Annotated in this window: 22 protein-coding genes, 2 tRNA genes and 3 pseudogenes; 11 read left to right on the top strand and 16 right to left on the bottom strand. The window is 63.1% G+C overall.

Translation table 11 applies throughout. The annotated features are described in order from the left end of the window. Positions 1–26: 26 nt before the first annotated feature. Positions 27–599: an amino acid synthesis family protein gene (locus tag ACTNFK_RS01815; protein ID WP_435937190.1), complete on the bottom strand. Its 573-nt coding sequence runs from the start codon at positions 597–599 to the stop codon at positions 27–29. A gap of 534 nt (positions 600–1,133) precedes the next feature. Between ACTNFK_RS01815 and ACTNFK_RS01810 the strand changes: the two genes are divergently transcribed. Together ACTNFK_RS01810 and ACTNFK_RS01805 are read left to right on the top strand one after the other, a co-directional pair. After that, complete coding sequence (locus tag ACTNFK_RS01810) at positions 1,134–1,976, top strand: IclR family transcriptional regulator (RefSeq protein ID WP_435937189.1); 843 nt, start codon at positions 1,134–1,136, stop codon at positions 1,974–1,976. Between the two features lie 50 nt (positions 1,977–2,026). Beyond that, positions 2,027–3,226, top strand: a complete 1,200-nt coding sequence (locus ACTNFK_RS01805; RefSeq protein ID WP_435937230.1) for a pyridoxal phosphate-dependent aminotransferase — start codon at positions 2,027–2,029, stop codon at positions 3,224–3,226. 219 nt (positions 3,227–3,445) lie between these two features. Here the strand turns inward: ACTNFK_RS01805 and ACTNFK_RS01800 are convergent. Continuing rightward, positions 3,446–3,799 (bottom strand): annotated as a pseudogene (locus tag ACTNFK_RS01800) (IS30 family transposase); the annotation flags it as partial. 1,087 nt (positions 3,800–4,886) lie between these two features. On the opposite strand from ACTNFK_RS01800, the gene ACTNFK_RS01795 reads away from it, so the two are divergent. Next, positions 4,887–5,243: a DUF8426 domain-containing protein gene (locus ACTNFK_RS01795; RefSeq protein WP_435937188.1), complete on the top strand. Its 357-nt coding sequence runs from the start codon at positions 4,887–4,889 to the stop codon at positions 5,241–5,243. Between the two features lie 194 nt (positions 5,244–5,437). Continuing rightward, complete coding sequence (locus ACTNFK_RS01790; RefSeq protein WP_435937187.1) at positions 5,438–5,878, top strand: restriction endonuclease; 441 nt, start codon at positions 5,438–5,440, stop codon at positions 5,876–5,878. Here ACTNFK_RS01790 and ACTNFK_RS01785 read toward each other — a convergent pair. Both ACTNFK_RS01785 and ACTNFK_RS01780 read right to left on the bottom strand, forming a co-directional pair. Further along, entirely contained in the window at positions 5,854–6,180 is a 327-nt protein-coding gene (locus ACTNFK_RS01785) for a hypothetical protein (RefSeq protein WP_445117185.1), read from the bottom strand. The genes ACTNFK_RS01790 and ACTNFK_RS01785 overlap by 25 nt on opposite strands. Then, on the bottom strand, positions 6,158–6,403 hold the full coding sequence (locus tag ACTNFK_RS01780; protein WP_435937185.1) for a hypothetical protein: 246 nt from the start codon (positions 6,401–6,403) through the stop codon (positions 6,158–6,160). The genes ACTNFK_RS01785 and ACTNFK_RS01780 overlap by 23 nt, the downstream gene beginning before the upstream one ends. 347 nt (positions 6,404–6,750) lie before the next feature. Between ACTNFK_RS01780 and ACTNFK_RS01775 the strand changes: the two genes are divergently transcribed. From ACTNFK_RS01775 to ACTNFK_RS01755, 5 genes and pseudogenes are all read left to right on the top strand, one after another. Next, positions 6,751–7,065, top strand: coding sequence for a transposase (locus tag ACTNFK_RS01775; protein ID WP_445117184.1), 315 nt, complete (start codon positions 6,751–6,753; stop codon positions 7,063–7,065). Further along, positions 7,062–7,475, top strand: a complete 414-nt coding sequence (locus ACTNFK_RS01770; RefSeq protein WP_435937184.1) for an IS3 family transposase — start codon at positions 7,062–7,064, stop codon at positions 7,473–7,475. Before ACTNFK_RS01775 ends, ACTNFK_RS01770 begins: the two co-directional genes overlap by 4 nt. Next, complete coding sequence (locus tag ACTNFK_RS01765; RefSeq protein WP_435937229.1) at positions 7,396–8,256, top strand: LysR family transcriptional regulator; 861 nt, start codon at positions 7,396–7,398, stop codon at positions 8,254–8,256. The genes ACTNFK_RS01770 and ACTNFK_RS01765 overlap by 80 nt, the downstream gene beginning before the upstream one ends. A 477-nt stretch (positions 8,257–8,733) precedes the next feature. Then, positions 8,734–9,536, top strand: a pseudogene (locus ACTNFK_RS01760) (IS3 family transposase); the annotation flags it as partial. A gap of 355 nt (positions 9,537–9,891) precedes the next feature. Further along, a pseudogene (locus ACTNFK_RS01755) lies at positions 9,892–10,107 on the top strand (tyrosine-type recombinase/integrase); the annotation flags it as partial. A 49-nt stretch (positions 10,108–10,156) separates the two neighbouring features. On the opposite strand, the gene ACTNFK_RS01750 reads toward ACTNFK_RS01755, so the two are convergent. The 5 genes from ACTNFK_RS01750 to serS all read right to left on the bottom strand — a co-directional run bounded on the left by ACTNFK_RS01750 (position 10,157) and on the right by serS (position 14,056). Then, a tRNA-Ser gene (locus tag ACTNFK_RS01750) sits at positions 10,157–10,248 on the bottom strand. A gap of 103 nt (positions 10,249–10,351) precedes the next feature. Beyond that, positions 10,352–11,638, bottom strand: a complete 1,287-nt coding sequence (locus ACTNFK_RS01745) for an LCP family protein (protein WP_435937183.1) — start codon at positions 11,636–11,638, stop codon at positions 10,352–10,354. Between the two features lie 130 nt (positions 11,639–11,768). After that, positions 11,769–11,856: transfer RNA gene (locus ACTNFK_RS01740), tRNA-Ser, on the bottom strand. A gap of 19 nt (positions 11,857–11,875) precedes the next feature. Further along, positions 11,876–12,772 carry an HAD family hydrolase gene (locus ACTNFK_RS01735; RefSeq protein ID WP_435937182.1) on the bottom strand — a complete coding sequence of 299 codons (897 nt, stop codon included), beginning with the start codon at positions 12,770–12,772 and terminating at the stop codon, positions 11,876–11,878. Positions 12,773–12,775: 3 nt separating this feature from the next. After that, positions 12,776–14,056 carry a serine--tRNA ligase gene (serS, locus tag ACTNFK_RS01730; protein WP_435937181.1) on the bottom strand — a complete coding sequence of 427 codons (1,281 nt, stop codon included), beginning with the start codon at positions 14,054–14,056 and terminating at the stop codon, positions 12,776–12,778. Between the two features lie 53 nt (positions 14,057–14,109). Here serS and ACTNFK_RS01725 point away from each other — a divergent pair, with 53 nt between their 5' ends. Further along, positions 14,110–15,108, top strand: coding sequence for a diacylglycerol/lipid kinase family protein (locus ACTNFK_RS01725; RefSeq protein ID WP_435937180.1), 999 nt, complete (start codon positions 14,110–14,112; stop codon positions 15,106–15,108). Here ACTNFK_RS01725 and pheA read toward each other — a convergent pair. From pheA to ACTNFK_RS01695, 6 genes are all read right to left on the bottom strand, one after another. Continuing rightward, positions 15,064–16,095, bottom strand: a complete 1,032-nt coding sequence (gene pheA / locus ACTNFK_RS01720) for a prephenate dehydratase (protein ID WP_435937179.1) — start codon at positions 16,093–16,095, stop codon at positions 15,064–15,066. The two genes, ACTNFK_RS01725 and pheA, sit on opposite strands and share 45 nt — an antisense overlap. Before the next feature lie 5 nt (positions 16,096–16,100). After that, positions 16,101–17,750, bottom strand: coding sequence for a phosphoglucomutase (alpha-D-glucose-1,6-bisphosphate-dependent) (gene pgm, locus ACTNFK_RS01715; protein WP_435937178.1), 1,650 nt, complete (start codon positions 17,748–17,750; stop codon positions 16,101–16,103). 53 nt (positions 17,751–17,803) lie between these two features. Further along, a complete protein-coding gene (locus ACTNFK_RS01710; protein WP_433645813.1) occupies positions 17,804–18,658 on the bottom strand; it encodes a polyphosphate kinase 2 family protein in 855 nt (284 codons plus the stop codon). Between the two features lie 190 nt (positions 18,659–18,848). Next, a complete protein-coding gene (locus tag ACTNFK_RS01705) occupies positions 18,849–19,628 on the bottom strand; it encodes a sulfite exporter TauE/SafE family protein (protein ID WP_435937177.1) in 780 nt (259 codons plus the stop codon). Next, positions 19,625–20,179: an orotate phosphoribosyltransferase gene (gene pyrE, locus ACTNFK_RS01700; protein ID WP_435937228.1), complete on the bottom strand. Its 555-nt coding sequence runs from the start codon at positions 20,177–20,179 to the stop codon at positions 19,625–19,627. The genes ACTNFK_RS01705 and pyrE overlap by 4 nt, the downstream gene beginning before the upstream one ends. A 215-nt stretch (positions 20,180–20,394) precedes the next feature. Continuing rightward, a complete protein-coding gene (locus ACTNFK_RS01695) occupies positions 20,395–21,312 on the bottom strand; it encodes an endonuclease domain-containing protein (RefSeq protein ID WP_435937176.1) in 918 nt (305 codons plus the stop codon). A gap of 215 nt (positions 21,313–21,527) precedes the next feature. Here ACTNFK_RS01695 and ACTNFK_RS01690 point away from each other — a divergent pair, with 215 nt between their 5' ends. Next, positions 21,528–22,436: a Sir2 family NAD-dependent protein deacetylase gene (locus tag ACTNFK_RS01690; RefSeq protein WP_435937175.1), complete on the top strand. Its 909-nt coding sequence runs from the start codon at positions 21,528–21,530 to the stop codon at positions 22,434–22,436. Between the two features lie 9 nt (positions 22,437–22,445). Here the strand turns inward: ACTNFK_RS01690 and ACTNFK_RS01685 are convergent, their stop codons facing one another. Further along, positions 22,446–23,876, bottom strand: a complete 1,431-nt coding sequence (locus tag ACTNFK_RS01685) for an FAD-dependent oxidoreductase (protein WP_435937174.1) — start codon at positions 23,874–23,876, stop codon at positions 22,446–22,448. Positions 23,877–23,945 lie beyond the last annotated feature (69 nt).

Raw genomic sequence — 23,945 nt, 5'->3', positions numbered from 1 at the left:
ATCTCCTTCTGCAGTATGAGGCGCGACTAGATCGCGAGGTCGACGGGGGCCTCTGCGCCGAACGTTGCCAGGCGTGCAAGCGGGCGGCCCGCATTGGCTGCAATGCACGCGATCACGATCTCGTCGGGACGCGGTGCATCCTCGATCCGGAAGGTGATCGTCTGGTGATGCGAGCGCGTCTTGGCATCAAGCTTGTGCTTGAGGGGAACATCAATCGAGATTCCGATACTGCCGGTCTTTTCCGCAGCCGGCAGAAGTTCCGTGCCCGCGGCCGCACGACGGAACACGTTTCCGAATCGAAGATTGTGGATCAGCGCCGAGCCATGCTCAGTCTCGCCGGCTGTGCCGACAAGCGCGGCCTTTCCGAACGCCTCGACCTCGTCATCCAGAAGTCGTACGCACTCCGGGCCCAGCAATTCACCGATCTGCTCGCCCAGCTCATCGGCGAGTGTCACGACGTCCTGAACGTAACCCGTGCCGTAGGGGTTCTCGATCACTGCGGCGGCCACCGCGACCCGGTGCGGCTTCTCGAGGAGACGTCCGTTCTCCATGTGCAGCTCTTCGACCAACCGGACAATCTTCCGAATACGCAAGCTCATCGTGTCCTCCCTGACGTTAAACGATGTTCTTGAACTAGTGAACCACCGGTTCACGAAATTCGCAAGTCACAATCTTGCTCGATTCGGCGCCACCCTCGCGCGCCGAGAGAATGCGGTAAGGAGCGCAATCTGTGCCGCAAAAAAGCCAATACTTACCCTACGCACTGAGAAGGCGCCGGAGTCTCGGCTCGCAAATTCGAAAGTTCGGCTCGGTAAACTTTAAGTAAACCGATGGTTCATAATTGGGTTTCCCGTTGCGCGGCGGACTCAGGGGCACTATTGGGCGCGTTCCATCGCGATTCAGAGCAAGGGGAGTCCGTGACCCAGGTTACTCCGGAGGCATCACTCGCCGATCAACAGGTTTCGCGACGAGGGGATTCGGTGCCAAATCCCCGTTCGGCAAATTCAGCGCAACCTGCCTGCACTCTTGAAACGTCCGGTGCTCCGCACCAAAACCCTTGGGATCTTCTTCCATCTCGATCAATCTTGTGAAGAGTTTCCCAATATGGACTATCGGTTTGGTATGGTTCGTGCATGTCACGACAGTCAACGCGTCCTGCCGAAGAAGAGCCTTCCAAGAGTAGAGATGGCCTTCTGCACCGCTCGATGCGCGTGCTCAGGGTAGTTTCCACCTTTCCACAGGGCGTGGGCCTCAGCGAGCTCACCCGACTCTCCGGAGTGCCGAAGGCGACGTGCTTCCGCATCATCAGCACTCTCGAAGACGAGGGCATGCTCGTCACCGACGAGGACACAAAGAAGACTCGCATCTCCGTCGGTTCGCTTTCGATCGTCGGCGGAATTCTCACCCAGTCAGGCACGCTTCGGGCGATCCGCGAGATACTCTCCAACCTTTCTACGGCATCTGGAGAGACGACCGGGTTTGACATGCTTCAGGATCACGACATCGTGGTCTTGATGCAGAACGTCGGACCGGCACTCATCGGGCAGACCCTCAAGTCCACCCCGCGTATCCAACCGCCCTGGCTGACCTCGACGGGGAAGTCTCTTCTCTCTTATCGCGACCCGCAGTCGGTACGCGAACTCCTCGAACCTCACTATCCGGCAGAAAACCCCTACACACTCGAGACCTACATAGAAACCCTCGAACCCGCGAGAATCCACGGCTATGCTTGGCTCTACGGCGCCCTCGAACGCGACGCAGCGTCAGTCGCAGCTCCGGTCTTGATCGATGGCGAACCGAAGTTCGCCATCTGGATTGGCGGGCCCACCTATCGCATCACCCCTGACACCGTCCGCCGACTCGGGCAACTAGCAATCGAGGCGGCCGCGCAGGTGGCGAAACTCCTCATCGCCGCCTCGCAGGTGCAGCCAGATTTCGCTTCTGACTCGCTCGCGATGCAATTAGCCCGCCAATAGTATCGCGCGAGTACCCGCATCAGTGACCAATGAACTAGGCTGAAACAGTGATCCATTTTCCTCGTCTCTCTCAAAAGATCAGCGCAATTGGCGAATCCGCGACACTCAAGGTGGATGGCAAAGCAAAGGCCCTTCAGGCCGCAGGTCGTCCGGTTATTAGCTACGCCGCGGGCGAGCCAAATTTCGCAACCCCAGCGCACATTGTTGATGCGGCGCGCGCCGCGCTCGATGATCCCAAGAACTTCCGCTACACGGTGTCCTCCGGCCTGCCCGAGCTCCGCCTCGCGATTGCCGCCAAGACGCTGCGTGATTCTGGCCTCGAGGTTTCGCCGGAGCAGATTATCGTGACCAATGGCGGAAAGCAGGCCGTGTATCAGTCGTTTCAGGCGCTCATCGATCCAGGTGACGAGGTGCTCGTGCCGAGCCCCTACTGGACGACCTACCCCGAGGCGATTCAGCTTGCCGGCGGCGTCTCAGTCGAGGTGTTTGCCGGAGCCGATCAGGGTTACAAAGTGACGGTGGAGCAACTCGAAGCAGCCCGCACCGAGCGCACTAAGGTGCTGCTCTTCGTCTCCCCCTCAAACCCGACCGGTGCGGTGTATTCCGCACAGGAGGCCCGCGCCATCGGCCAGTGGGCTCTCGACAACGGATTGTGGATCATCTCTGACGAGATCTACCAGAATCTCACCTACGACGGGGTCCGGGCAGTTTCGATCGTCGAGGCTGTGCCTGAGATCGCGGATCGCACCATCCTTGTGAACGGCGTGGCGAAGACCTTTGCGATGACCGGGTGGCGAGTCGGCTGGATGATCGCCGCTCCCGACATCATCAAGGGCGCGGCGAACCTGCAGTCGCATCTCACCTCGAACGTCAACAACATCGCGCAGCGTGCCGCGATCGCGGCCCTCACAGGGCCGCAGGAACCGATCAAGCAGATGCGCCTGGCCTTCGACCGCCGCCGCAAGGTGATTGTGGAGGAGCTCAACAAGATTCCAGGTTTCCACTGCCCGACGCCCGAAGGCGCCTTCTACGCCTACGTCGACGTCACCGCGGCGCTCGGGCGCGAGATCGCGGGCGTCACGCCCACGACATCGCTCGAGCTCGCAGACCTGATCCTCTCGGAGGCTGAGGTTGCCGCGGTTCCCGGCGAAGCGTTTGGCCCAAGCGGCTATCTGCGCTTCAGCTACGCACTTGGCGACGACGCGTTGCTTGAGGGAATCCAGCGCATCCAGCGCCTGCTCGGGGCGTAGATCGCGAGCAGGCGGGCACACTGGGTGAAGAGCACACTGGGTGTAGCGCGGATCGCGCACGCCTCGACACCCCGTCCTCGGTTGGACGGCCGCGCAGGGTTCCGGTTCCGTGAACCCTGCGCGGGTGTCAGTCCCAGGCCGCGTAACCCCCTCCCGATGTTCGGCCCACGGGCTTCCGGCTTCGAGTGGACGTTCGTGCAGGCTTCACTCGCCGCAAAGTCAAGCGGTGGATGCAACAGAGAGCTTGGCCATGCGCTGTGCCGGGGTGTCGTAATCAAGCGTCGGGCGAGGCCGATCGTTCAATGTCGCGGCTACCTGCGCAAGGTACTCCGGGCTATGAATCGAGAGATCAGTGCCCTTCGCGAACCAGTGACGGAGAAGCCGGTTCGTGTTCTCGTTCGTGCCGCGCTGCCAGGGCGATCGCGGATAAGCGAAGTACAACTTCGTGACGAGCGCAATTTGGATGCGGTCATACTCAGCGAGCTCGGTCCCACGATCCCACGTGATCGAGCGGCGTAGATGCTCAGGCAGGAGCTGCATCTGCTGGATCATCGATGTCGACACGGCCTGCGCGACTCAGGACTCTTTCGTGGATGAACACCCTTGCTTGATGTTGGCTCGCCACCTGACCCCGCCTTCCCCTGCTGTATTGTCCCTCGCTTCAGACACATGCGAACCTGGGCGAAAACAGCGGTCAGAAAATTGGCGATATATCCCAAAAATGACCCCTCGCCAGCACCCTTTGCCCACCCATCCCTCAGGGCTTGTCTTTCTTCCTCCGTGTGAACCCTTAATCGGCTTCCCACGTCGGCTTCTTTCCTGCGCTTTCCTGAGTGACCGCTGCCCCGTTTCGCCTTCTTCAGGTCGGCGTTCCGTGGCGGGCTGGGGTGGCTCCTCATGCCGGAGTGGCTTGCGCCTGCGGCGCGGCCCCGAGGTGGTTGAGTTTGCGGGTTCGGTGCTGGTTCCCAGGGAACGGTTCGCTGACTTACCGTGCACGGTTCGTTCGCATGCAGGTCACGCCGTGGGTGTCGATACCGGGGCGGAGCCCACCGGCAGGTGATGGTGGCATGGTGCAGCAAGCTGAGGCGTTCGGGGCCGGGCGCGCAGCGCCTATGAGCATGCATGAAGAGGGTCGGTGAACGTGGCGCAAACAGGTCGATGCGCACCGTGAACATGACGCACACCCCGCGCCTGACCTCACGCCTACCTGTGGGCGCAGGAGTTGGTGACTGTGGGGCAGGTGAAGGCGAGAGGGTGTCCGCGGCCCGACCACCCGGGGAGCAGTGGACGGGACGTCCGCGGTCCGCGTCGGGCGCAGCCCGCGGACACGTCGCGCACAAGACGAAAGCCTGGCGGGGACGAGATGACAGTGAACATGAAGGGGACAAATAGGGGAACTTAGTGTGGACGCAACGTCCGAAGCGAAGGGCGAAGCCCTGAGCGAGCCTCTATGTATAGGGTTCGGCTGGCTACCGCCCGGGTCGTCGCCTACCGGCGCCGGGATGCTGGCCGCGGGCTGTGCACAGGCGGCCTGCGGGGTGGGTCAGTCCTGGCAAACTTCGACAGGGACGGACAGTCGTTTGCCGCCTGAGAGCGTGGGACTTGAAGCCCCCGGCATGTCGTGTCTGGTGTCTAGCGACAATAGAGAATTATTGGCAGCATGGAAGCAGTAGCCGATCCAAAGGTTTGGGCTTTCCGCGCAGGGCCGGCGGACCAGAGGGCAAGCTGGGCGCTCCGCAACGGCACCACCCCCGGTGGATTTGGGCTGGTGCCGGATCTGTCGGAGTTCACGAGCCGGGATCAGATCCGGGAGGTCGTCCGTTCTGTGCGTCCAGACCGTAAGCCTGGGAATTGGGCGGGTCAACTGTGGGCCCTACGCACAGACATGACCGTCGGAGACATGATCGTGATGCCCTGCCCTGAACGTATGTTCGCGTTCGGCCGGGTGCGTGAAGACTATCGATACCTCGCAGAGAAACCAGACCCCGACTTCAGACATGTGCGAAGCGTGGAGTGAGTCAGACCGCGAGTAGACGCTGACGCACTTGATCCGGATCTGAGGCGAAGCCTGACCACTGCCCTCACAATTAGTCGGCCCCGGCTCAGGGGAGCTACTAAGAGAGTCGCCACAATCCTTGACACAGGTGAGGACCCAGGCAGTCTGAGCAGACCTTCTAGGGGGGGGAGCACGCTGCCCTTGCACCAGAAGCTTTGGAACGGCAGCGCATCCACGACCTAATTGAGGAGCGGTTTCATGGGAACGAGTTCACCGAGCTCATCGCGGAGATCCTCAGGGCCGACAATGTGCGTTGCGAAGTATCAAAACCTGGGGCTGACGGCGGAATTGATATTCAGGTCTTGTATCGCCCTTATGGTCTTGGCCCAAAGATCATCGTTCAGGTGAAATCCGGCCGGAAGCGCATCGGCGTTGAGGTTGTGAGGCAACTGCAGTCCACTGTCGCAGGCGATTCCGGCCTGCTCGTGTGCTGGGGCGGGCTCACCAAACTCGCGCGCGTAGAATTGAAACCTAGAACCTCCAGGGTTGCGTTCTGGGATGCCGACAGTGTGGTCGATCACTTCCTCATTGCATGGGAATCCCTTCCAGAATGGGTGCAAGACCGGCTGCCTCATGAAAGGAATTCCGGTGGCTGAACATGGTGCCACGCCTTGTCGCTGACTACATTCGGCACTCCGACCTCCTTGAGGTGCGGATCTCGCAACTGCTCGACAATCTGCGGTTCGCGAAGGAACTCCACCGGCGAGGTTTGCTGACTGAGAAAGAACGTTGTCGTCTCGCCGACACGTTCATTGATTGGGATCACCTGGACATCCTGGTGAGCGATGATCAGGCCGGATTGATCGAGCAGGGCGTGTGGCTGCGCGATATCCAGCAAGATCATGAGATGTTTGATTGACTCTTGTCCGCCGGTTCTACGGGACTGGCTGAGCTGCATTGAATTCTCCCTCGTGACAGGCATCGCCTTCCACCTCCCCGGATCCCCGTGAGTTGGACCCCGATTCGCCCTCGACGAGCACGCAGCATTCACCGCCAAGCGAGGGATCCTCATCGTCGACCGCGCGTTCAACAACCTCAAGCCCGAGTACTTCCAAGAACACGTCCGCCGGCACCGGTTCGAAACGCTCTACAACTACCGATCCAACCAACTCGGACCCCAAGGATCAGTCCCCGGCCAGCCCGTGATCATCGTAGACGGGATTCCCTACGTGAACCGTATGCCCGAAAGCTACATCATGATCAGCCGTTGGCACACAAAAGGCGTCATCGACCCCGGCACCAACGAGCCCTACACCGAACCCACCCGCGACGAAATCATGCAGGCACTATCCGCCAACCAACTGAAGCCCACGGGTCGAATTGATGCCGACGGACACCAGCGATTCAGCTACCCCATCCCAAGAAACTACATCGCATTCGACCCCACTAGCGGCGCACCCACCAAAGATCAGCCCACCGGCAGTGATTCGCACTGGGTTTGGTTCCGCTTCCTTTGGGAGGATGAACTATGCCCCGTCAATTTCCGCCGGAGTTCCGGCAGCGTGCTTTGCGGATGCTCGAGGAGTCGATTCCCGAGCATGAGACCGAGTACGCGGCAATCCGCCATGTCAGCATGAAGCTCGGTGTGGGCCCGGAGACGTTGCGCAAGTGGCGTCGCCGTGCCGAGATCGATTCCGGGGTGCGTCCCGGCGTGACGAGCGAGGAAAGCGTTGAGCTGAAACGCTTGAAGCGTGAGAACGCCGAGCTTCGGCGGGCGAACGAGATCTTGCGGACAGCGTCAGCGTTTTTCGCCGCGGAACTCGACCGCCCTATGACGAGATGATCCGATACGTGGACACGTTCAAGGATCAGTTCGGGGTCGAGGCCATCTGCCGCACGATGCGTGCGACAGAATGTGGGTTCATGACCTCTCGCGGGTATCGGGCAGCTAAGGCCAGACCGCCGTCGGCCAGAGTGTTGTCCGATCAGCTGCTCGGCGGTGAGATTCTGCACCTTCATGCTGAGAACTACGGCGTTTACGGGGTCCGCAAGATGCACGCGCTGATGCGCAGGCAAGGGTGGGCGCTCGGGCGTGACCAGACCGGCCGGATCATGCGCGGCCTTGGCATTCGTGGGGTCAAACGCAGCAAACGGGTGTTAACCACCAAACCCGATCCCGCAGCCCGAATCGAGCTTCACCCGCGCTGCAGCGAGGTGTTACGTCGCTCAATCTGCGCTAAGTCATTCGATTAAGAACTTGGAGACTGAAATTGGCGTTGCACTGTTCCACAGAACCAGCCGAAGAGTGGAGCTGACACCAGCAGGTATAGCCTTTCTGGCCTCTGCAAGAAAGAGCCTGAGATTTGCTGAACGCGCGGTTACCGACGCAGCAGAGGCAGAGGGCAACGTGAGGGGCCGCTTAAGTGTTGGAGCTATCCCAACCGTTACCGCCGTGGATGTCCTGTCCACGTTGAAGGTTTTTCGCGAGCTACACCCGGACGTTAGCATCAATTTCCAGATCTCTGGAAGCGATGAGATCGAGTCTGCAATCATTCGTGGCGATGTGGATGTCGGTTTTCTAGGCCTTCCCGAGAATCGGTCACCTCGAGGCGTCGACTCGCAACTTCTTAGCTCAGATCGACTGGTTGCGGTCGTAAGCAACGAACATCCTTTGGCGAAGCAAGGCGAGATACAACTCGTGGACTTGGCCGAAGAGACATTCGCCGATTTCCCCGCGGGAACACCTGCCCGCGAAGAAAGCGATCTCGCGTTCGCGACCGCGGGCATCTACCGTCATGTTGCTTTTGAATCGATGGCGGTGAACCTCTCTCTCGACCTTGTCATTCACAATCTAGCTATCACTCTTCTACCTGCGCTTTTTGTTCCCGACACTCTTCCGCTGACTTCACTCCCAATCACGGACGGGCCTTCCCGTGTCGAGTACCTTGCCTGGAGCAACTTCAGCCCAAGCCCTGCAGCAAAGGCATTTCTTGAGCTCACGAATGCTCGCCAGCGAGAGACCCCGAGCGAATAGACAGCCTTCCACTCATGTATGAGTTCTGTGGGCGCCGTGTTCACGCGGTCATGATGCGTTTCGGCAATGGAGTCCCCACACCAAAGCGCCGGAGGCTGAGCATTAGTCTGGCGGCACAATAGTGGCGCAAGTACATGTGATGGCCTTGACAGATCTTTGGCAACGTCGCACGCGAACGCGGAAAGCAGACCTGATGGGTCGCCCACCCAGCAAACCGGCTGCGGTAAGGCAACGGAGCCACAGAGAATCAGACTGCTCGTCAACAGAAGGTCTGACCGAACTACCACATGGTCATGTCAGCCTCTGGACTATACGGACTCTGCGACTAGTCGCATCGTTACTAGCAATGACGGGTCTGCTGCACTAGTAGGTGACATTATGACCTGACCTATACTTTGGTTTCCACTCTGACCTGACCTATAGTTTGGTTTCCACTCGGGGTAGCTAGTCGATGGCCTTCATGAAAGACTCACCCACATGCCACGCCCTTACCCACCAGAGTTCCGTGAACGTGCGATCGCGCTCGTCCGCGATGGCCGACCGGTCAAGCAAACCGCAGCCGATCTCGGCATCCACGAGGTCACGCTGCATTCCTGGCTTCGACAAGACGATATCGATAATGGTCGCCGTAAAGGCAGATCTACTAGCGAAGACGCTGAGCTGCGAGCTGCACGAGGCCGGATCAGTCAGCTTGAGCAAGAGCTCAACATCGTGAAACTGGCCTCGAAGTGGTTGGCAGAGGAGGAACGCGTCGACCCACAAGGGCGCACCCGGTGATCGACCGTCTCGTCGATGCCGGGGCACCCGTAGAGACTTGTTGCCAACTCTTGGGTGTCTCCCGTCAGGGCTACTACCGGTATCGGAAACGTCCCACGAGCGCTACGCAGTTGCGTAGGCAGTGGCTCACGGGTCTGATTCGTGAAATCCACACGGCCTCCCGCGGAACGTACGGATATCGTCGCATTCATGCCGAACTCACCATCGGCATGGAGATCCCGTGTTCGAGTCGGCTGATCTCAGTACTGATGACGAAAAGTGGAATGTACGGGCTCCCCGGTCCTACGCGAGTGAAACGGCTGAAGGGTGTGGCTACCGCTGATGATCTCGTGCACCGAAAATTCCACCGACTTACACCAAATGAGCTCTGGGTCACGGACATCACAGAGCATCCCACGCGGGAAGGAAAGGAGTTCTGTGCGGCAGTCCTTGACGCGTGCAGCCGGAAGATCGTCGGTTGGGCGATCGATTCCAAGCAGGATTCGACACTCGTGGTGAATGCGCCGTATCTATCGGCTGGCGGGCCCAAGACAACCAGCCGCCTGGAGGGTGGGGTGAACGCGGTCATCAAAGAGATCCTTCGCCTGCACCGGGGCATGACGGTCGAGCATCAAAAGCGGGCCGCCGAGTGGGTACTCATCGAACGTGCGGGGCTGCTGCACACCGCCAACGACATGATCACAGAAACCGCGGTCACACCACCACCGAAGCGGCGCCCCCAGTTCACGGAACCAGACCCAGGACCCCTGCTCTACGACACTGGGCTCAGCGCCAAAGAGGGGCTCTGGGCAAGGACCGGATGGGGCGGCAGAGGGTAGACACGCCCAAAGCCATCCACTCTTTTTGGCCGGTAACCCTGATTTGCGGCACACTGCAGCATCGCTCGCAGTGAGTAGCGGTGCCAATGTTAAGGCCGTTCAGCGCATGCTCGGGCATGCAAGCGCAGCGATGACGCTAGATGTCTACGCGGACCTGTTTGATGACGATCTAGACGCACTTACGTCGCGCATGAATCCGGCTATAGCTTCCACAAATGTTGTCACCGTGTTGTCACAGGCCACATCTGAAAACTAAGAAACCCCCCGAGATCCGCATTATTTCAACGATTTCGGGGGGTTTTCTCTGGCGGAGACGGGGGGATTTGAACCCCCGGTGGAGTTTAACCCCCACCCTTCATTAGCAGTGAAGTCCGTTCGGCCGCTCCGGCACGTCTCCGAGAACTATCCTATGCCACCCCAAGGCCTCACCGGAAATTGACTCCTTGCAGACCGAGATGGCCCGCAGCGCGGGGCAAGATACCGCGAGTACCCGAGACCGGTCAATACTGCGTGCGCCCCTGGGAACAGGTCTGCGTCGCCGCGCTCTGGCCGGTGATGTTCTGCGGCAAGACGACCGGCCCGGTCTCCACTGCGGTGCCATCTGTCGGCGCTGTCGTGCCATCAGTCGGCGCCGCAGGGTCAGTGACCTCTCCAGGTGTCTCGACGCCATCGAAAGGTGCTGCCTCCACCGGATCGACTGTGGCGACGCCCTCGCCCATACTGCCTACCTCGAATGGCTGCCCGGCAAGGAGAATCTCAATCAGCGTGTCAGCCGAAGGGTAGTCGGGTGTCAGTCGCCCCTCTTGATACGGGTGGCTGAAGCTCGGGTACTGCACGAAGTTGATCCGCTCGAGATCAATGTCGGCAACGGTGCCCGCGAGGGCCTGCATGAACTGTACCGTCGCCATGTTGCTCGACAGGGTCATATTCTCGACCCCGGCCTTCGCGAGGCCATACACCTTGACAGGGTTCGTCAGGGTGTCGGCGCTGCGCATCTCGCGCACGAGCGACGACATGAAGATCTGCTGGTTGCTGATGCGGCTCACGTCACTGCCGTTTCCGACGCCGTGCCGGGTGCGCAGGTAAGCGAGCGCGTCATACCCCTGCAGCGTCACGTCGCCAGCAGGGAGATACAGCCCCGTGTAATCGTCGCTAATCGGCTCGATGAGGCACACCTCAACCCCGCCAATTGCGTTCGACACGGCGATCACGCCATCGAAGGTCACGAGTCCGGCATAGGGAACCGGCATGCCGGTGAGTTTCTCAATAGTGAGAGCGACACACGGCAGGCCGCCGTACGACAGTGCCGAGTTCAGCTGCTGCTCGCTCATCGCTGCGTAGTAGTTCGGCTCGCCATTGGGCCCTGGGCAGCTCGGAATCGGCACCATGAGGTCTCGCGGAAAGCTCACCACGGTGGCGTTCTGGTGATCGGCGGAGACGTGCAGCAGGAGGTTCACATCATTAAGCTCGCCCTCCTCACCGTCGTCAAGTGACTGCCCCGCGCGTGAGTCCGATCCGACAAGCAGTACCGTCAACGCTCCGTCAAGAGACTGCACGCCAGCTCCCACCGCTTCTGGGTCTTCGGCGGGGGCAACGAGGTCGACCGTTTGCACGCCCTGCACGAGCCCCCACACCGCATACGCGGCGACGGAAACGCCACTGAGCGCCACAACAATGACGGCTGTCAGCAGCACCTTGGCAGCATTGGCCCAGGAGTTCGACCGACGCAACACGCCATGCCGCACACTCGTGGGCGATCCCTCCGCCCGGCGCTTCGCCTGCCCCATGTCGTGCCTTTCGCTCCCGTGTCTCCGCGCGAGTGGATCCGCGCAAGTTTCGACTGTAGCGCGTTCCTCTGTGCGGCTGCTGGATCAGCAGCACGCAGAAAGGGCCCCGCGCACGCGAGGCCCTTTCAGATGGCGGAGGGTAGGAGATTCGAACTCCTGAGGCGTTTCCGCCCACTTGTTTTCAAGACAAGCTCCTTCGGCCGCTCGGACAACCCTCCGAGGAAGAGCTTACTGGAATCAGCGGGCGAGTACGTCAGCGAAGCGATCGCGGAGCGCCGAAAGCAGCCCCTGCTCGTCGATCGTGCCGGTGACACGGGTCGCCGCCGCCTGCACCTCGGGCGCCGACTGCCCCATCGCTACGGAGTCTCCGGAGCGCCCAGCCCAACGCAGCATGTCGAGATCGTTGTGCCCGTCGCCCGCGGCAAAAATGCGCGCGTCATCGATCTCCAGTCGTCCGGCGATGGTCTCCAACGCGCTGGCCTTCGTCACCCCGTGCGGGGCGATGTCGAGCCATGCCGTGCGCCCCACGGCGTAGGTGACACTGGTCAGACCCATCGTTTCGACGACCTGCAAGAACTCCTCGAGTCGGTAATCGGGTGACACCACCACCACACGCGATGCCTGCACCCCGAGCAACTCGTCAAACGGCACTCGACGCTGCGCCGATGGCAAGGTACCGCTCGGAATCTCGTCGGTGTACAGAAACCCGCCGTCGGCGAGTTCCACCGCATAGTGCGCCTTCACCAGGTGCGTGCGGATCCGCAGCAGCGCCTCGGTCGGGTCAAAGGCCTCAACATACTCACGGCGGTAGGCCCGAGTCGCGAGCGGATCACGCTTCAGCGTCACCGCCCCGTTTGCGGCCACCACCCAGTCTGGACGAATGCGCAGGTGCTCGACCACGGGCAGCGTCGAATCGGTCGATCGCCCGGTCGCGATCACCACCTCGTGACCCACCCGATGCAGGGTGCGGATCGCGTCAGCGAGCTCCTGGTCGATGTGCCCGCCCTCGTTATCAGCCCCGTGCGCAAGCGCTCCGTGGTTCATGATGGTGCCGTCGATGTCGAGCGCGATGAGGTGTTTCTCGTCGGGCCGAACGGTCGTCACCGAACTGGCGTCAGTCGCTGAACCGCCCATGCCCTACGCCTTCTGCGCGGGGGCCACGGGTGCCAGCACGGCCAGCCCACCGAGGTAGGGCCGAAGCGCCTCGGGCACGAGAACACTGCCGTCGGCCTGCTGATGGGTCTCGAGCAGTGCGACGATCCACCGGGTCGTCGCGAGCGTGCCGTTGAGCGTCGCGACGGGCTCAGTCTTGCCGCTCTCTCCGCGGTGCCGAGTTGCCAGCCTGCGAGACTGGTAGGTCGTGCAGTTGCTCGTAGAAGTCAGCTCGCGGTACGCGCCCTGGGTGGGCACCCACGCCTCAATGTCGAACTTGCGCGCGGCGCTCGAACCGAGGTCACCAGCTGCGACGTCGATAACCCGGTAGTGCAGGCCAAGCGCCTGCAGCATCTCCTCCTGCCAGCCCACGAGACGCTGGTGCTCGGCCTCGGCATCCTTCGGGTCGGCGTAGACGAACATTTCGAGTTTATTGAACTGGTGCACGCGCAGAATGCCGCGCGTGTCTTTTCCGTGCGAACCCGCCTCACGGCGGTAGCAGGTGGACCACCCGGCGTAACGCAGTGCCCCCGCAGAGAGGTCGATGATCTCGTCTGAGTGGTACCCGGCGAGGGCAACCTCGCTCGTGCCGGTGAGAAACAGGTCGTCTTCCGGGAGGTGGTAGACCTCGGCCGCGTGCTCACCCAGGAAGCCGGTGCCGCGCATGATCTCGGGCTTCACCAGGGTGGGGGTGATGAGCGGAATGAACCCGTGAGCGAGCGCGCGGTCGAGCGCGAGGCTCATCAGGGCAAGCTCAAGCCTGGCACCGACTCCGCGGAGGAAGTAGAACCGCGAGCCGGAGACCTTCGCCCCCCGCTCCATGTCGATCGCACCGAGCAGTTCGCCGAGTTCGAGGTGGTCGCGCGGCTCGAACTCAAACACCGGAAGCGTGCCGACCTCGCGCAGGGTGACAAAGTTCTCCTCGCCGCCCGCTGGCACTCCGTCGATGATCAGGTTCTGGATGCTCCCGGCGACCCGCTCGAACTCCGCCTCCGCCTCCTTCGCGCGAGCATCGGCGGCCCTTACCTCGGCAGCCAACTGCTGGGCCTCGGCAATCAGGGCGGGCTTATCTTCCTTGGCAGCGACCTTCACGCGTTTGCCAAACTCGTTCTGTGCGGCGCGGAGCCGCTCGAACTCGGTGAGGGCGGATCGGCGCGCCGCGTCTGCGGCGAGCGCCTGATCCACCACCGCCTCATCGTTGCCTCGGGCGCGCTGGGAGCGCTTGACGGCCTCAGGATCTGCGCGGAGCAAGACTGGATCGATCACCCCTTCAGTCTAGTCAGGGCAATCGAGAGGGTGCTGGGCGGTAACGTTGAAGGATGCTGAACTCCCGTGTTGGCACCCAGCCCGCCGCGGCAGTCGTGTACCACCCACTCAAGACCGATCTGGCGCGTCTGCGGTCGGTGGCGGGCAGGTTCCAGTCGGCCAACGGCTGGTCACCCACCCGTTGGTACCCGACCGCCGAAGCAGACTCGGGCACCGGTGCGGCCAGACAGGCAGTCTCAGACGGTGCGAACATGGTGCTCGCCGCTGGGGGCGACGGGACAGTGCGTGCAGTCGCCGAGGTGCTGCGTGGATCAGGTATTCCGCTCGCGGTGGTGCCTCTGGGCACCGGCAATCTCCTGGCGCGCAACATCGGGATGCCGCTGGGCGACATCGACGAGGCGGTGCGCGCCGCATTTCAGGGGGCGAATCGGCCGATCGATCTGGGAGTGATTACCATCACTCGCGAGGACGAATCCGAGAGCGAGCACGTCTTCCTCGTGCTTGCCGGAATGGGGCTTGACGCACGCACCATCTCGACCACCAGCTCGAGCTTGAAGAGACGGCTCGGGTGGCTGGCCTACGTGGATGCCGGAGTCAGGACAATGCTGAAGGATGCCCCGCTGGAGATTCAGTACTCCTTCGACGGGTCACCTGCGAAGTCGCTCTCGGTCTACACGGTGATGATCGGCAACTGCGGGCTCATGCCGGGAGGTGTGCTGCTGATTCCCGACGCGAAGTTCGACGACGGGTATCTCGATGTCGTCGCCCTCAACCCGCTCGGTGCGTTCTCGTGGCTGCGGATCTGGCGCAAGATCGGCTGGGAGAACGGCGTGCTTCGCAAATCCAAGGCCGGCCGTCAGATCATCGACCTCGTGAATGACACGCGTTCGATCACGTACCTGCGCTCGAAACGATTCGCACTGTCGGTGCATCATCCCGAGCCCATTCAGCTCGACGGCGACGATTTCGGGCTGGCCCTCGGGGCGAGCGGTCGGGTTGACCCCGGTTCACTGCTCTTGCGGATGCTCCCCGAGTGGAAGTCGGTCGGCTGATCCGCTGATCGAGGCACGAGCTTCGGAGACACCCTCGGCGGCCAGACGACCTTCGGTGACCCCGTGCAGCCACTCGCGGGCATCTCGGAACGCGTCGTCGTCGTGCACCGCATGCGTGGTCGCGGCGATGCGGTCGGCGCGCGGATAGGAGCCGAGGAAGACGACGCGCGGGCTGTACCGCTTGACGCCCAGAAGCGCATCGGCGACCCGTTCGTCACGGACGTGCCCCTCCGCGTCGATCACAAAGCGGTAGCGTCCCATGCGGTCGCCGATGGGCCGCGAGGCGAGCAGCGTGAGGTTCACGCCCCGGGTGGCAAACTGTTCGAGCAGTTCAAGCAGGGCACCCGCCCGATCCTCCGGCAACTCGACGATCAGGCTCGTCTTGTCGGCACCGGTGGGCTCGCCCACGGGTGCCGTGCGCCCGACCAGCACGAAGCGCGTGACCGCGTCGGGGTTCTCCGCGATGCCCTCGGCCAAAACCTCGACGTCGTAATGCTCTTCGATACCGGGCGGGGCGATCGCGGCGTTTGCGCCGACCCCCGGCTCGAACAGGTCAGCCGCAGCCTGCACATTCGAGGTGGCCGGAAGGTGGCGGTGCCTCGGCAACTGATCGTCGAGCCACGCGCGACACTGCCCGTACGCCACCGGATGCCCAGCAACCACGGTGATGTCTTCGAGCCGGGTGCCGGGGCGCGCCACGAGAACGAACCGCACCGGAACCAGGTACTCGCCGAAAATCTGTAAACCCGGAATCGTCGCAAGCGCGTCCTGCGCGACCGTGACCCCACCGTCGATCGAGTTCTCAATCGCGATCATCGCCGCATCGCTGAAGCCGGTGATCACATCACTGAGGGCCTCGCCCACGTTCGAGACCGGGTTCCACTCCTGCCCCACGGCCTCGGGCACCTGCTTCAGTGCGGCCTCGGTGAACGTGCCGGCCGGGCCCAGATAGCTGTAGCGGCGACGCGGTGTGGGGGTCTCGGGCATGCCTCTTAGCGTAGCGCCCGGTCGACGAGCTGACGGGCGGCATCCTGCACGAGGGCGAGGTGATCCGCCCCTCTGAATGACTCGGCGTAAATCTTCATCACGTCTTCGGTGCCACTCGGGCGCGCAGCGAACCAGGCGTGCTCGGTCTGCACCTTCAGCCCGCCGATACCCGCGCCGTTGCCCGGCGCCTCGGTGAGGATCGCGATGATCGGATCACCAGCAAGTTCGGTGTCAGTGACCGCAGACGGGGTCAGCGCCGAGAGCTTCGCCTTCTGATCTGGAGTTGCGGGAGCATCGGTGCGGGCGTATGCGGGGGCCCCGAAGCGCTCGGTCAGCGCCACGTAACGATCGCTCGGCGACTGCCCGGTCACCGCCTGGATCTCGGCGGCGAGGAGCGCCATGATGATGCCATCTTTATCGGTGCTCCACGCGGTGCCGTCGAAGCGCTGGAAGGAAGCTCCGGCGCTTTCTTCTCCGCCAAACACGACCGTTCCGCCCGCGAGACCCGGCACGAACCACTTGAACCCGACCGGCACCTCGAGCAGGGTTCGCCCGTGCGCGGCAACGAGCCGGTCGATGATCGCGGAAGACACGAGGGTCTTCCCGATGCCCGCGGTCGTGGGCCACTCGGGCCGGTGCGTCAGGAGGTAATCGATGGCGACCGCGAGAAAGTGATTGGGGTTCATGAGGCCCGCGTCTCGGGTCACGATGCCGTGACGGTCGGCATCGGCGTCGTTGCCGGTGACGATGTCGAACTCGTCGCGGTAGTCGGCGACCGTCGCCATCACCTGCGTCGACGACGGATCCATGCGGATCTTGCCGTCCCAGTCGAGGTGCATGAACGCCCAACGCGGGTCGACCCCCGGGCCGAGCACGGTGAGGTCGATATCGTAGCGGTCGCGGATCGCGCTCCAGTAGGCGACGCTCGCGCCCCCCAGCGGGTGCGCGCCGATGCGCACCTTTGCACTGCGGATCGCGTCGAAATCGATGACCTGGTCGAGCGAGTCGACATACTCGCCGAGAAAGTCGTAGAGACCAATCGGTGCCGACTCCACCCCGGGGAGGCCGGCGCGGGGAACGGTGTGGGTGCCCCGGGCGAGGATCTCGTTGGCGCGGTGCGCGATCCACCCCGTCGCATCGGTGTCGGCCGGGCCGCCGTGTGGCGGGTTGTACTTGAACCCGCCATCGCGGGGCGGGTTGTGGCTCGGCGTCACGACCACGCCATCGGCGAGTTCGGGGTCGTGTGCGCCGCGGTCTCGATTGTGCGTGAGGATCGCGTGACTGAGCGCCGGCGTTGGCACGTTGGATTCGTCACCGGTGCCCGCAGCGGCGAGCACGTGCACCCCGGCTGCCGCAAGTACCTCGCGGGCCACCTCCTCTGCGGGTGCCGAAAGCGGGTGTGTGTCTGCGCCCAGGAACAGTGGACCTTCGATGCCCTGCGCGGCGCGGTATTCGGCGATGGCCCGACTCATCGCGACGATGTGTGCCTCATTGAATGACCCGTTCAGCGACGAGCCGCGATGCCCAGACGTGCCGAAGGCGACCCTCTGCGCCGGGTTGGCTGGATCGGGCTCAATCTCGGTGAAGGCCGCGAGCAGCGCCTCAAGGTCGACGAGGTCTTCTTCCCTGGCGAGTTCGCCTGCGCGCTCATGCATGGCTCTAGTCTGCCAGCAGCGGCCGGGGAGCACACGAGCGAGTTCGTCGCGCCTCAGCTTTGGGCGAGCCGGCGCTTCTCCACCTCGATGTCGAAATCGGCTGCGGGCCACTGCGGGTCGATCCTGTGCAGTTCGGCCAGCAGGAGTTCCTGCACCGCAAGGCGGGCGTACCATTTCGCGTTTGCGGGCACCACGTACCATGGTGCGACCTCGGTCGACGTTCGCTCGAACACGGTCTGGTACGCGTGCATGTAGTCGTCCCACAGCAATCGTTCGTCGACGTCGCCCGGGTTGTACTTCCAATGCTTGTCGGGGCGTTCGAGACGCTCGGCGAGGCGCCCGCGCTGCTCATCGCGGGAGATGTGCAGCATCACCTTGATGATGCGGGTGCCCGAGTCGACGACCAGACTCTCGAAATCGTTGATCGCATCGTATCGGCGTTCGATCTCGGATTTTGGTGCCAGCTGCCGCACTTTGCCAATCAGCACATCTTCATAGTGCGAGCGATCAAACACCCCGATGAACCCCCGCTCGGGCAACCGCTTCTCGATCCGCCAGAGAAAGTCGTGGGCGAGCTCGGTGGTCGTCGGCTTCTTGAATGCGGCGACCGTCACCCCCTGCGGGTCCATCATGCCGACGACATGGCGCACGATGCCGCCCTTGCCCGCGGTATCCATCGCCTGCAGCACGAGCAGCACGGATTCGTTTCGCGCGCCCGAGCGTGTCGACGCGTACAGGCGTTCTTGGAGCGCACCGAGCTCACTGTGGCCCTCAGCGAGCGCCCTCGCGCCATCCCCGTTCTTCCCGGCAAAACCCGGTGTGCTGTCGGGGTCAACCTCTGCAAGTGAGAAACCCGCCCCCACGCGCAGCAGATCCGGTGCCGCGTCGGTCCAGTTGTTCTTACCCATGGGTCTATCTTGTCGATCTTGCGCTCCGGGCGCATCCCCAATACCTGGGTGGATCGCGCGGCCCCCGCTGCACCGCTCAGCGTGCCGCCGCTGCGCCGCGCCGCGTTACCTGGCGCTTCCGCTCCGTGCACGTGGGCAGTAGATGTCGGATTGACGCGCCAAAACAACATCTACTGTCACCTTGCAAACGCTACTTGGTGCGCCTGCGCAACTGACGCCACAACAGTTGCGCCAGCAGAATCGCAAGGTAGATCGAGAACGCGACGTTGCCCCAAAACGGGTCGACCCACGCGGCGATAAAGGCACCAGCGGGAACGCACGCGCTCGCCGTGATGCCGACGTAGAGGGCAGTGCGCAGATCCACGTTGCGGCGTCGCGCGTTGCCGAGCGTGCCCGAGATCGAACCCGGGATCATCATCACAAGCGAGGTTCCCTTCGCCGTGAGGTCGCTCGCGCCGAAGAAGAACATCAGGATCGGCACGACGACGATGCCGCCGCCGACACCGAGCAGGCCAGACAGGATGCCGGTAACGAAACCGGTCGCGATCAACAGAATCACCGGGATCACCCCCATGTCGATCTGGGCATCGCGCTGCGGAACCACGAACCACAGGCTGACGATGATCACCGCAAGGAAGACCATGAAGCTCCACTGCAGCACCGAGATGCGCAGCCTCGCGAGCAGGAAGCTGCCGAGCTGGGCACCCGCGATGATGCCCACCGCGAGGCAGGCCGCGGCGATCCAATCGACATTGCCCTGCACGCCGTAGGTGATCGCTCCGACCACCGCGGTGGGAAGGATGGCGGCGACCGACGTACCCGCGGCAAGGCGCTGCGACATGCCCAGCCAGAGCACCAGGGCCGGCACGATCAGCGTGCCGCCGCCGATGCCGAACATGCCCGACAGTAGGCCAGCCGCTATGCCGATTGCGATGAGTGGCAGTGGACGCGGGCGCAGGATATCGGTCACTGCGGGGCGAGTCCCAGGTCGTCGAGCCCGATCGCGTAGCGGTACGGGTAGCCAGCCGCCTCGATGCGCTCCTTTGCAGGGGCCTGGCGATCCACCACCACCGCGACCGCGACCACCACGGCGCCTACCTTTTCGAGGGCCTCGATAGCGGCGAGCGGTGACCCGCCCGTCGTAGAAGTATCCTCGACCACGACCACGCGCTTGCCCGCGAGATCAGGGCCCTCGACCTGGCGACCGCGCCCGTGATCCTTCGGCTCCTTACGCACCACGAACGCGTCGTAGGTCTTGCCGCGCGCGACCCCCTGATGCATGATCGCGGAAGCGATCGGATCCGCCCCCATCGTAAGGCCACCCACCGCGACGACGCCGTCGATGTCATCGATGAGGTCGAGCATGACCTGGCCGATCAGCGGGGCGGCGCGATGGTCGAGGCTCAGCTTACGAAGGTCGATGTAATACGTTGCCTTCTTGCCGCTCGTGAGGGTGAAGTCGCCGTGGAAGACGGCCTCGGTCTTGATGAGTTCGATGAGCTGTTCGCGCGCGGTTGCCATGGTTTCGATCCTACTCGCGGCTGCCTTCGATGGGGTCGCCACGTGTTCGACAACGTGCGTCACCTCGGACACATCAACCACCTGCCAGGCCGCCTGGCCGCCGGGCCGCCGCCGCACGACCCTCTGGTTAATATTTGCGCGGGTTTGTCCCGGTATTCAGGTGCCTGGGCGACACAAAGGTGCACAAATTCAGTCAGGTCCAAGATCCATGCAGGTCATCGATGGCCAGATGCCTCGACAATTGCCGCAGCGAGACGAGCGAGAAAGTCGCGAGGGTCACGCAGGTCCAGCGCAGTCACCCGCAGCACGCGCCACCCTGCATCGCGCATTGCTTCGGCACGGTCATTATCTCTGCGTGCCTGTTCGACACCGTTTGTGAAGTGGTACGCCCCTTCATATTCAATCGCAATGCGCCACTGGGGGTACCCGAGGTCGGCATATAGAGTGCGCCCCCGCACAGCTACCGGACAGCTCGTGCGTGGTTCAGGCAAGCCCGACCTCACGATGAGCACGCGGGTCTTTGATTCGGCAGGCGACTCAACACCAGTTCGGAGCTGCGGGATCGCCTTGGTCAGCTTGGTAACCCCGGAACAACCAGCGAATCGCCCGATCGCGGCCGCAAGTTCCTCACGGCTGACCATCGGCTCGTCCCACCGACTCTGACCAGAAATCAAGTAATCCCCGGCGATCACGAGTTCATCAACTGTGGCAACTGCGCCGAGCGATGCCCACACATCGGCGGGAGGTGGAAGCAAGAGTGGCATCGATGGAACGTCGAGCAGTACTCCCGCGCCGAGTTGGTGCCCACGAATCTCAGGGCGACTTTGCGGTCGTCTCGGGCGGATCGCGCCAACGTCCAGGAACTCAGTGCCGCTGGTCACGGGCATCCCCAGCAATACCGCTGCGGTCCATCTCGAGATGAAGTGGCCCTCGCGAAGCAATACCCTGAGCGCCGCCACCTTCTCCGTAAAATCGGACGGCGATAGCTCCCCTCCCAGCCTGACCACGCCGCGCAACGGGCGATGAACATCTGTACGCGAGAGCCGCGACTGCGATACACCGGCGAGTCGCAGCGACTGGACCGTTGCGAGTTCTCCGGCACGTAGCCCGGGAATAGGTTGAGGTTTCCGCATGTGCTCACCCTACGAGTTTGCTCAGATGCTTCGCAGAAGTTATCCACACCCCCGGAAAACACATCTCTCGCTGGATTTGTGCAGGTTTGTCCCGGTATTCACCAGATATACCGAGGGGAACCTGCGCGGATTCTGGGACGTGACCGGATGGAGGTGCTGGCAGAGGTGGCAGTGGCCGGCATGAGTAAGAAAGGTCACCCGGCTACTCTGTCATCATGCACACAGTGGATCGCGACGCGCACAGCACCGGCGATGCCGGGCGCGGATCCGAGAACCCCGCACCGAGCGAGCACCTCGAACGACTGACCAGTCTCCTCGAGGCAGGCCCCGCGGCGATCCTGACCGGAGCGGGCATCAGCACCGACTCGGGCATTCCCGACTACCGCGGCACGGGTTCTCCGCCCCGCACCCCCATGAACATCGAGCAGTTCACGACTGATGCCAGGTACCGCAGCCGCTTCTGGGCGGGAGCCCGAATCGGGGCGCTGCGCATCGCGAACGTGCGGGCGAACGCCGGGCACAAAGCTGTGGCCGCTCTCGAACAGTCAGGCCACCTCACCGGGGTGATCACCCAGAACGTCGACGGGTTGCACACGGCCGCGGGCGCCCAGAACGTCGCGGAGCTGCATGGCAGCGGATCCACTATGCGGTGCATTGCCGAGGGGCACCGGTTCACCCGCGCCGAGACGCTGGCCTGGTTCGATGCCGCGAACCCCGGCTTTGTGGAGCGCAACGCTGATGCCCCTTCAAACCCCGACGGCGATGCCGACGTGGCAGACATCGAGGGTGTTCGGGTGCCGGTGTGTCCGGCCTGCGGGGCAACGCTCCGCCCCGATGTGGTGTATTTCGGCGAACACGTGCCGAAGCCGGTATTCGCGCACGCCGAGCGGATCGTCGCTGATGCCGAGCTGCTGATCATCGCAGGCTCCTCGCTCGCGGTGAACACCGGGGTGCGCCTGGTGCACCGGGCCGAGGCCCGCGGGATCCCGATCGCGGTAATCAATCGCGGCCCGACTGCGGTGGATCGCCGGCCCTCCCTCCACACCCGCATCGAGGGCGGCACCAGCGAGACGCTCAGCGCACTTGCCGCGGCCCTCTCCGGGTCTCGCCAGACCGGCGGCTAGGCCAGCGCGCTACTCCCCTCGGGAAACCCGGGTCATCTCCTCGCGCGGCACGACCTTGATGCGAGCGCGGCCCTCGGCCTCGCCGAGCGACACCTCGTGCTCGTCGAGTCTCTGCCACCCTTCGATGGTTGTGTAGGGCACGCTGCGAGATTCGAGGAGCGCGGGAATGGCCTCGGGCGACGGCTCAACGGGCTGCCACCAGCTCTCGCGATCCTCGAGCAGACACTCGATTGTCTCCATGGCGTCGCTCTTGGTGTGCCCAATGAGCCCCACGGGGCCGCGCTTGATCCACCCCGTTGCGTACACCCCAGGCACCGGCTCGCCGTCTGCGCCCAGCACCCTGCCCTGCGCGTTGGGAATCACCCCGCGCTCGTCGTCGAAGGGGATCTCTTCGAGCGGTGACCCGAAGTACCCGATCGCGCGATACAGCGACTGCACGGGAATCACCTCGAATTCGCCGGTGTCGAGAATGCCGCCCTGGCCGTCGGGTGCGGTGCGCTCGATCTTCAGTCCGGACACGCGCCCGTTCTCGGTGACCACCGCGACGGGCTTCGACCAGAAGTGCATGTGCAGCCGACGCGACGCGTGCTCACCGGAAGCCGCACGCTCTTTCTGAGCCTCACGCCACTGGTTGATCACGCGGGTCATGACGAGTACCTGCTTGTTCTTGCCCAGTACTTCGGTGGCGTACGGGTCGTCGAATTCAAAATCGCGCTCGTCGATCACCATGTCGACGTCACGCACCTCGCCCAGCTCGCGCAGCTCGAGCGGCGTGAATTTCACGTATGCGGGGCCGCGACGACCGAACAGGTGCAGATCGGTGATGGGATTTGCAGCGAGACCCTCGTACACATTCGCAGGTATCTCGGTGGGCAACAGATCGTCGGCGTGCTTAATCAGCATGCGCGAGACATCGAGGGCAACGTTGCCGTTTCCGATCACCGCAACCTCGGCCGCCTCTAGCGGCCAGGTGCGCGGCACGTCGGGGTGACCATCGAACCAGCTCACGAAGTCGGCGGCACCGTATGAACCCTCCGCCTCGATCCCGGGAATACTCAGTGATGCATCGCGGATCGCCCCGGTCGAGAAGATCACCGCGTGATAGTGCCGCTTCAGGTCTTCCAGCGTGATGTCTTCGCCGTAGCGCACATTGCCGAAGTACCGAACAGTGCCGCTCGGAACACCTTCCCCGTCAGCGGCGGTATCCGCGTCACCGGTGTCGGGACGAGCGCGGTCGAGCACCTCGCGCAGTGCGGTGACAATGCCCTTGATGCGCGGATGGTCAGGCGAGACTCCGTAGCGAACGAGTCCGTAGGGTGCAGGAAGCTGCTCAAAGAGGTCAATCTCGACGTCGAAGTCGCGCTCCGCCTTGATCAGGAGGTCTGCCGCGTAAATTCCGGCCGGGCCCGCACCGACGATTGCCAGTCGCATCTTGGTCATTCTGGGTTCCTTCCATTCCCCCACGGGCATACGCCGCGGGCGAGACGTCTCACTACTTCCACTGCTCAC

It is taken from the genome of Leucobacter fengyongliangi (assembly GCF_052386045.1).
Note: the sequence above shows the minus strand (reverse complement) of the source record. Positions and strands in the feature narration are given on the sequence as shown.

Excerpts from the sequence above, each read along its gene's own strand:
- ACTNFK_RS01815 (WP_435937190.1), bottom strand. The coding sequence starts at position 599 with ATGAGCTTGCGTATTCGGAAGATTGTCCGGTTGGTCGAAGAGCTGCAC.
- ACTNFK_RS01810 (WP_435937189.1), top strand. The coding sequence starts at position 1,134 with ATGTCACGACAGTCAACGCGTCCTGCCGAAGAAGAGCCTTCCAAGAGT.
- ACTNFK_RS01795 (WP_435937188.1), top strand. The coding sequence starts at position 4,887 with ATGGAAGCAGTAGCCGATCCAAAGGTTTGGGCTTTCCGCGCAGGGCCG.
- ACTNFK_RS01785 (WP_445117185.1), bottom strand. The coding sequence starts at position 6,180 with ATGCAGCTCAGCCAGTCCCGTAGAACCGGCGGACAAGAGTCAATCAAA.
- ACTNFK_RS01775 (WP_445117184.1), top strand. The coding sequence starts at position 6,751 with ATGCCCCGTCAATTTCCGCCGGAGTTCCGGCAGCGTGCTTTGCGGATG.
- ACTNFK_RS01770 (WP_435937184.1), top strand. The coding sequence starts at position 7,062 with ATGATCCGATACGTGGACACGTTCAAGGATCAGTTCGGGGTCGAGGCC.
- ACTNFK_RS01745 (WP_435937183.1), bottom strand. The coding sequence starts at position 11,638 with ATGGGGCAGGCGAAGCGCCGGGCGGAGGGATCGCCCACGAGTGTGCGG.
- ACTNFK_RS01735 (WP_435937182.1), bottom strand. The coding sequence starts at position 12,772 with ATGGGCGGTTCAGCGACTGACGCCAGTTCGGTGACGACCGTTCGGCCC.
- ACTNFK_RS01725 (WP_435937180.1), top strand. The coding sequence starts at position 14,110 with ATGCTGAACTCCCGTGTTGGCACCCAGCCCGCCGCGGCAGTCGTGTAC.
- pheA (WP_435937179.1), bottom strand. The coding sequence starts at position 16,095 with ATGCCCGAGACCCCCACACCGCGTCGCCGCTACAGCTATCTGGGCCCG.
- pgm (WP_435937178.1), bottom strand. The coding sequence starts at position 17,750 with ATGCATGAGCGCGCAGGCGAACTCGCCAGGGAAGAAGACCTCGTCGAC.
- ACTNFK_RS01710 (WP_433645813.1), bottom strand. The coding sequence starts at position 18,658 with ATGGGTAAGAACAACTGGACCGACGCGGCACCGGATCTGCTGCGCGTG.
- pyrE (WP_435937228.1), bottom strand. The coding sequence starts at position 20,179 with ATGGCAACCGCGCGCGAACAGCTCATCGAACTCATCAAGACCGAGGCC.
- ACTNFK_RS01695 (WP_435937176.1), bottom strand. The coding sequence starts at position 21,312 with ATGCGGAAACCTCAACCTATTCCCGGGCTACGTGCCGGAGAACTCGCA.
- ACTNFK_RS01690 (WP_435937175.1), top strand. The coding sequence starts at position 21,528 with ATGCACACAGTGGATCGCGACGCGCACAGCACCGGCGATGCCGGGCGC.
- ACTNFK_RS01685 (WP_435937174.1), bottom strand. The coding sequence starts at position 23,876 with ATGACCAAGATGCGACTGGCAATCGTCGGTGCGGGCCCGGCCGGAATT.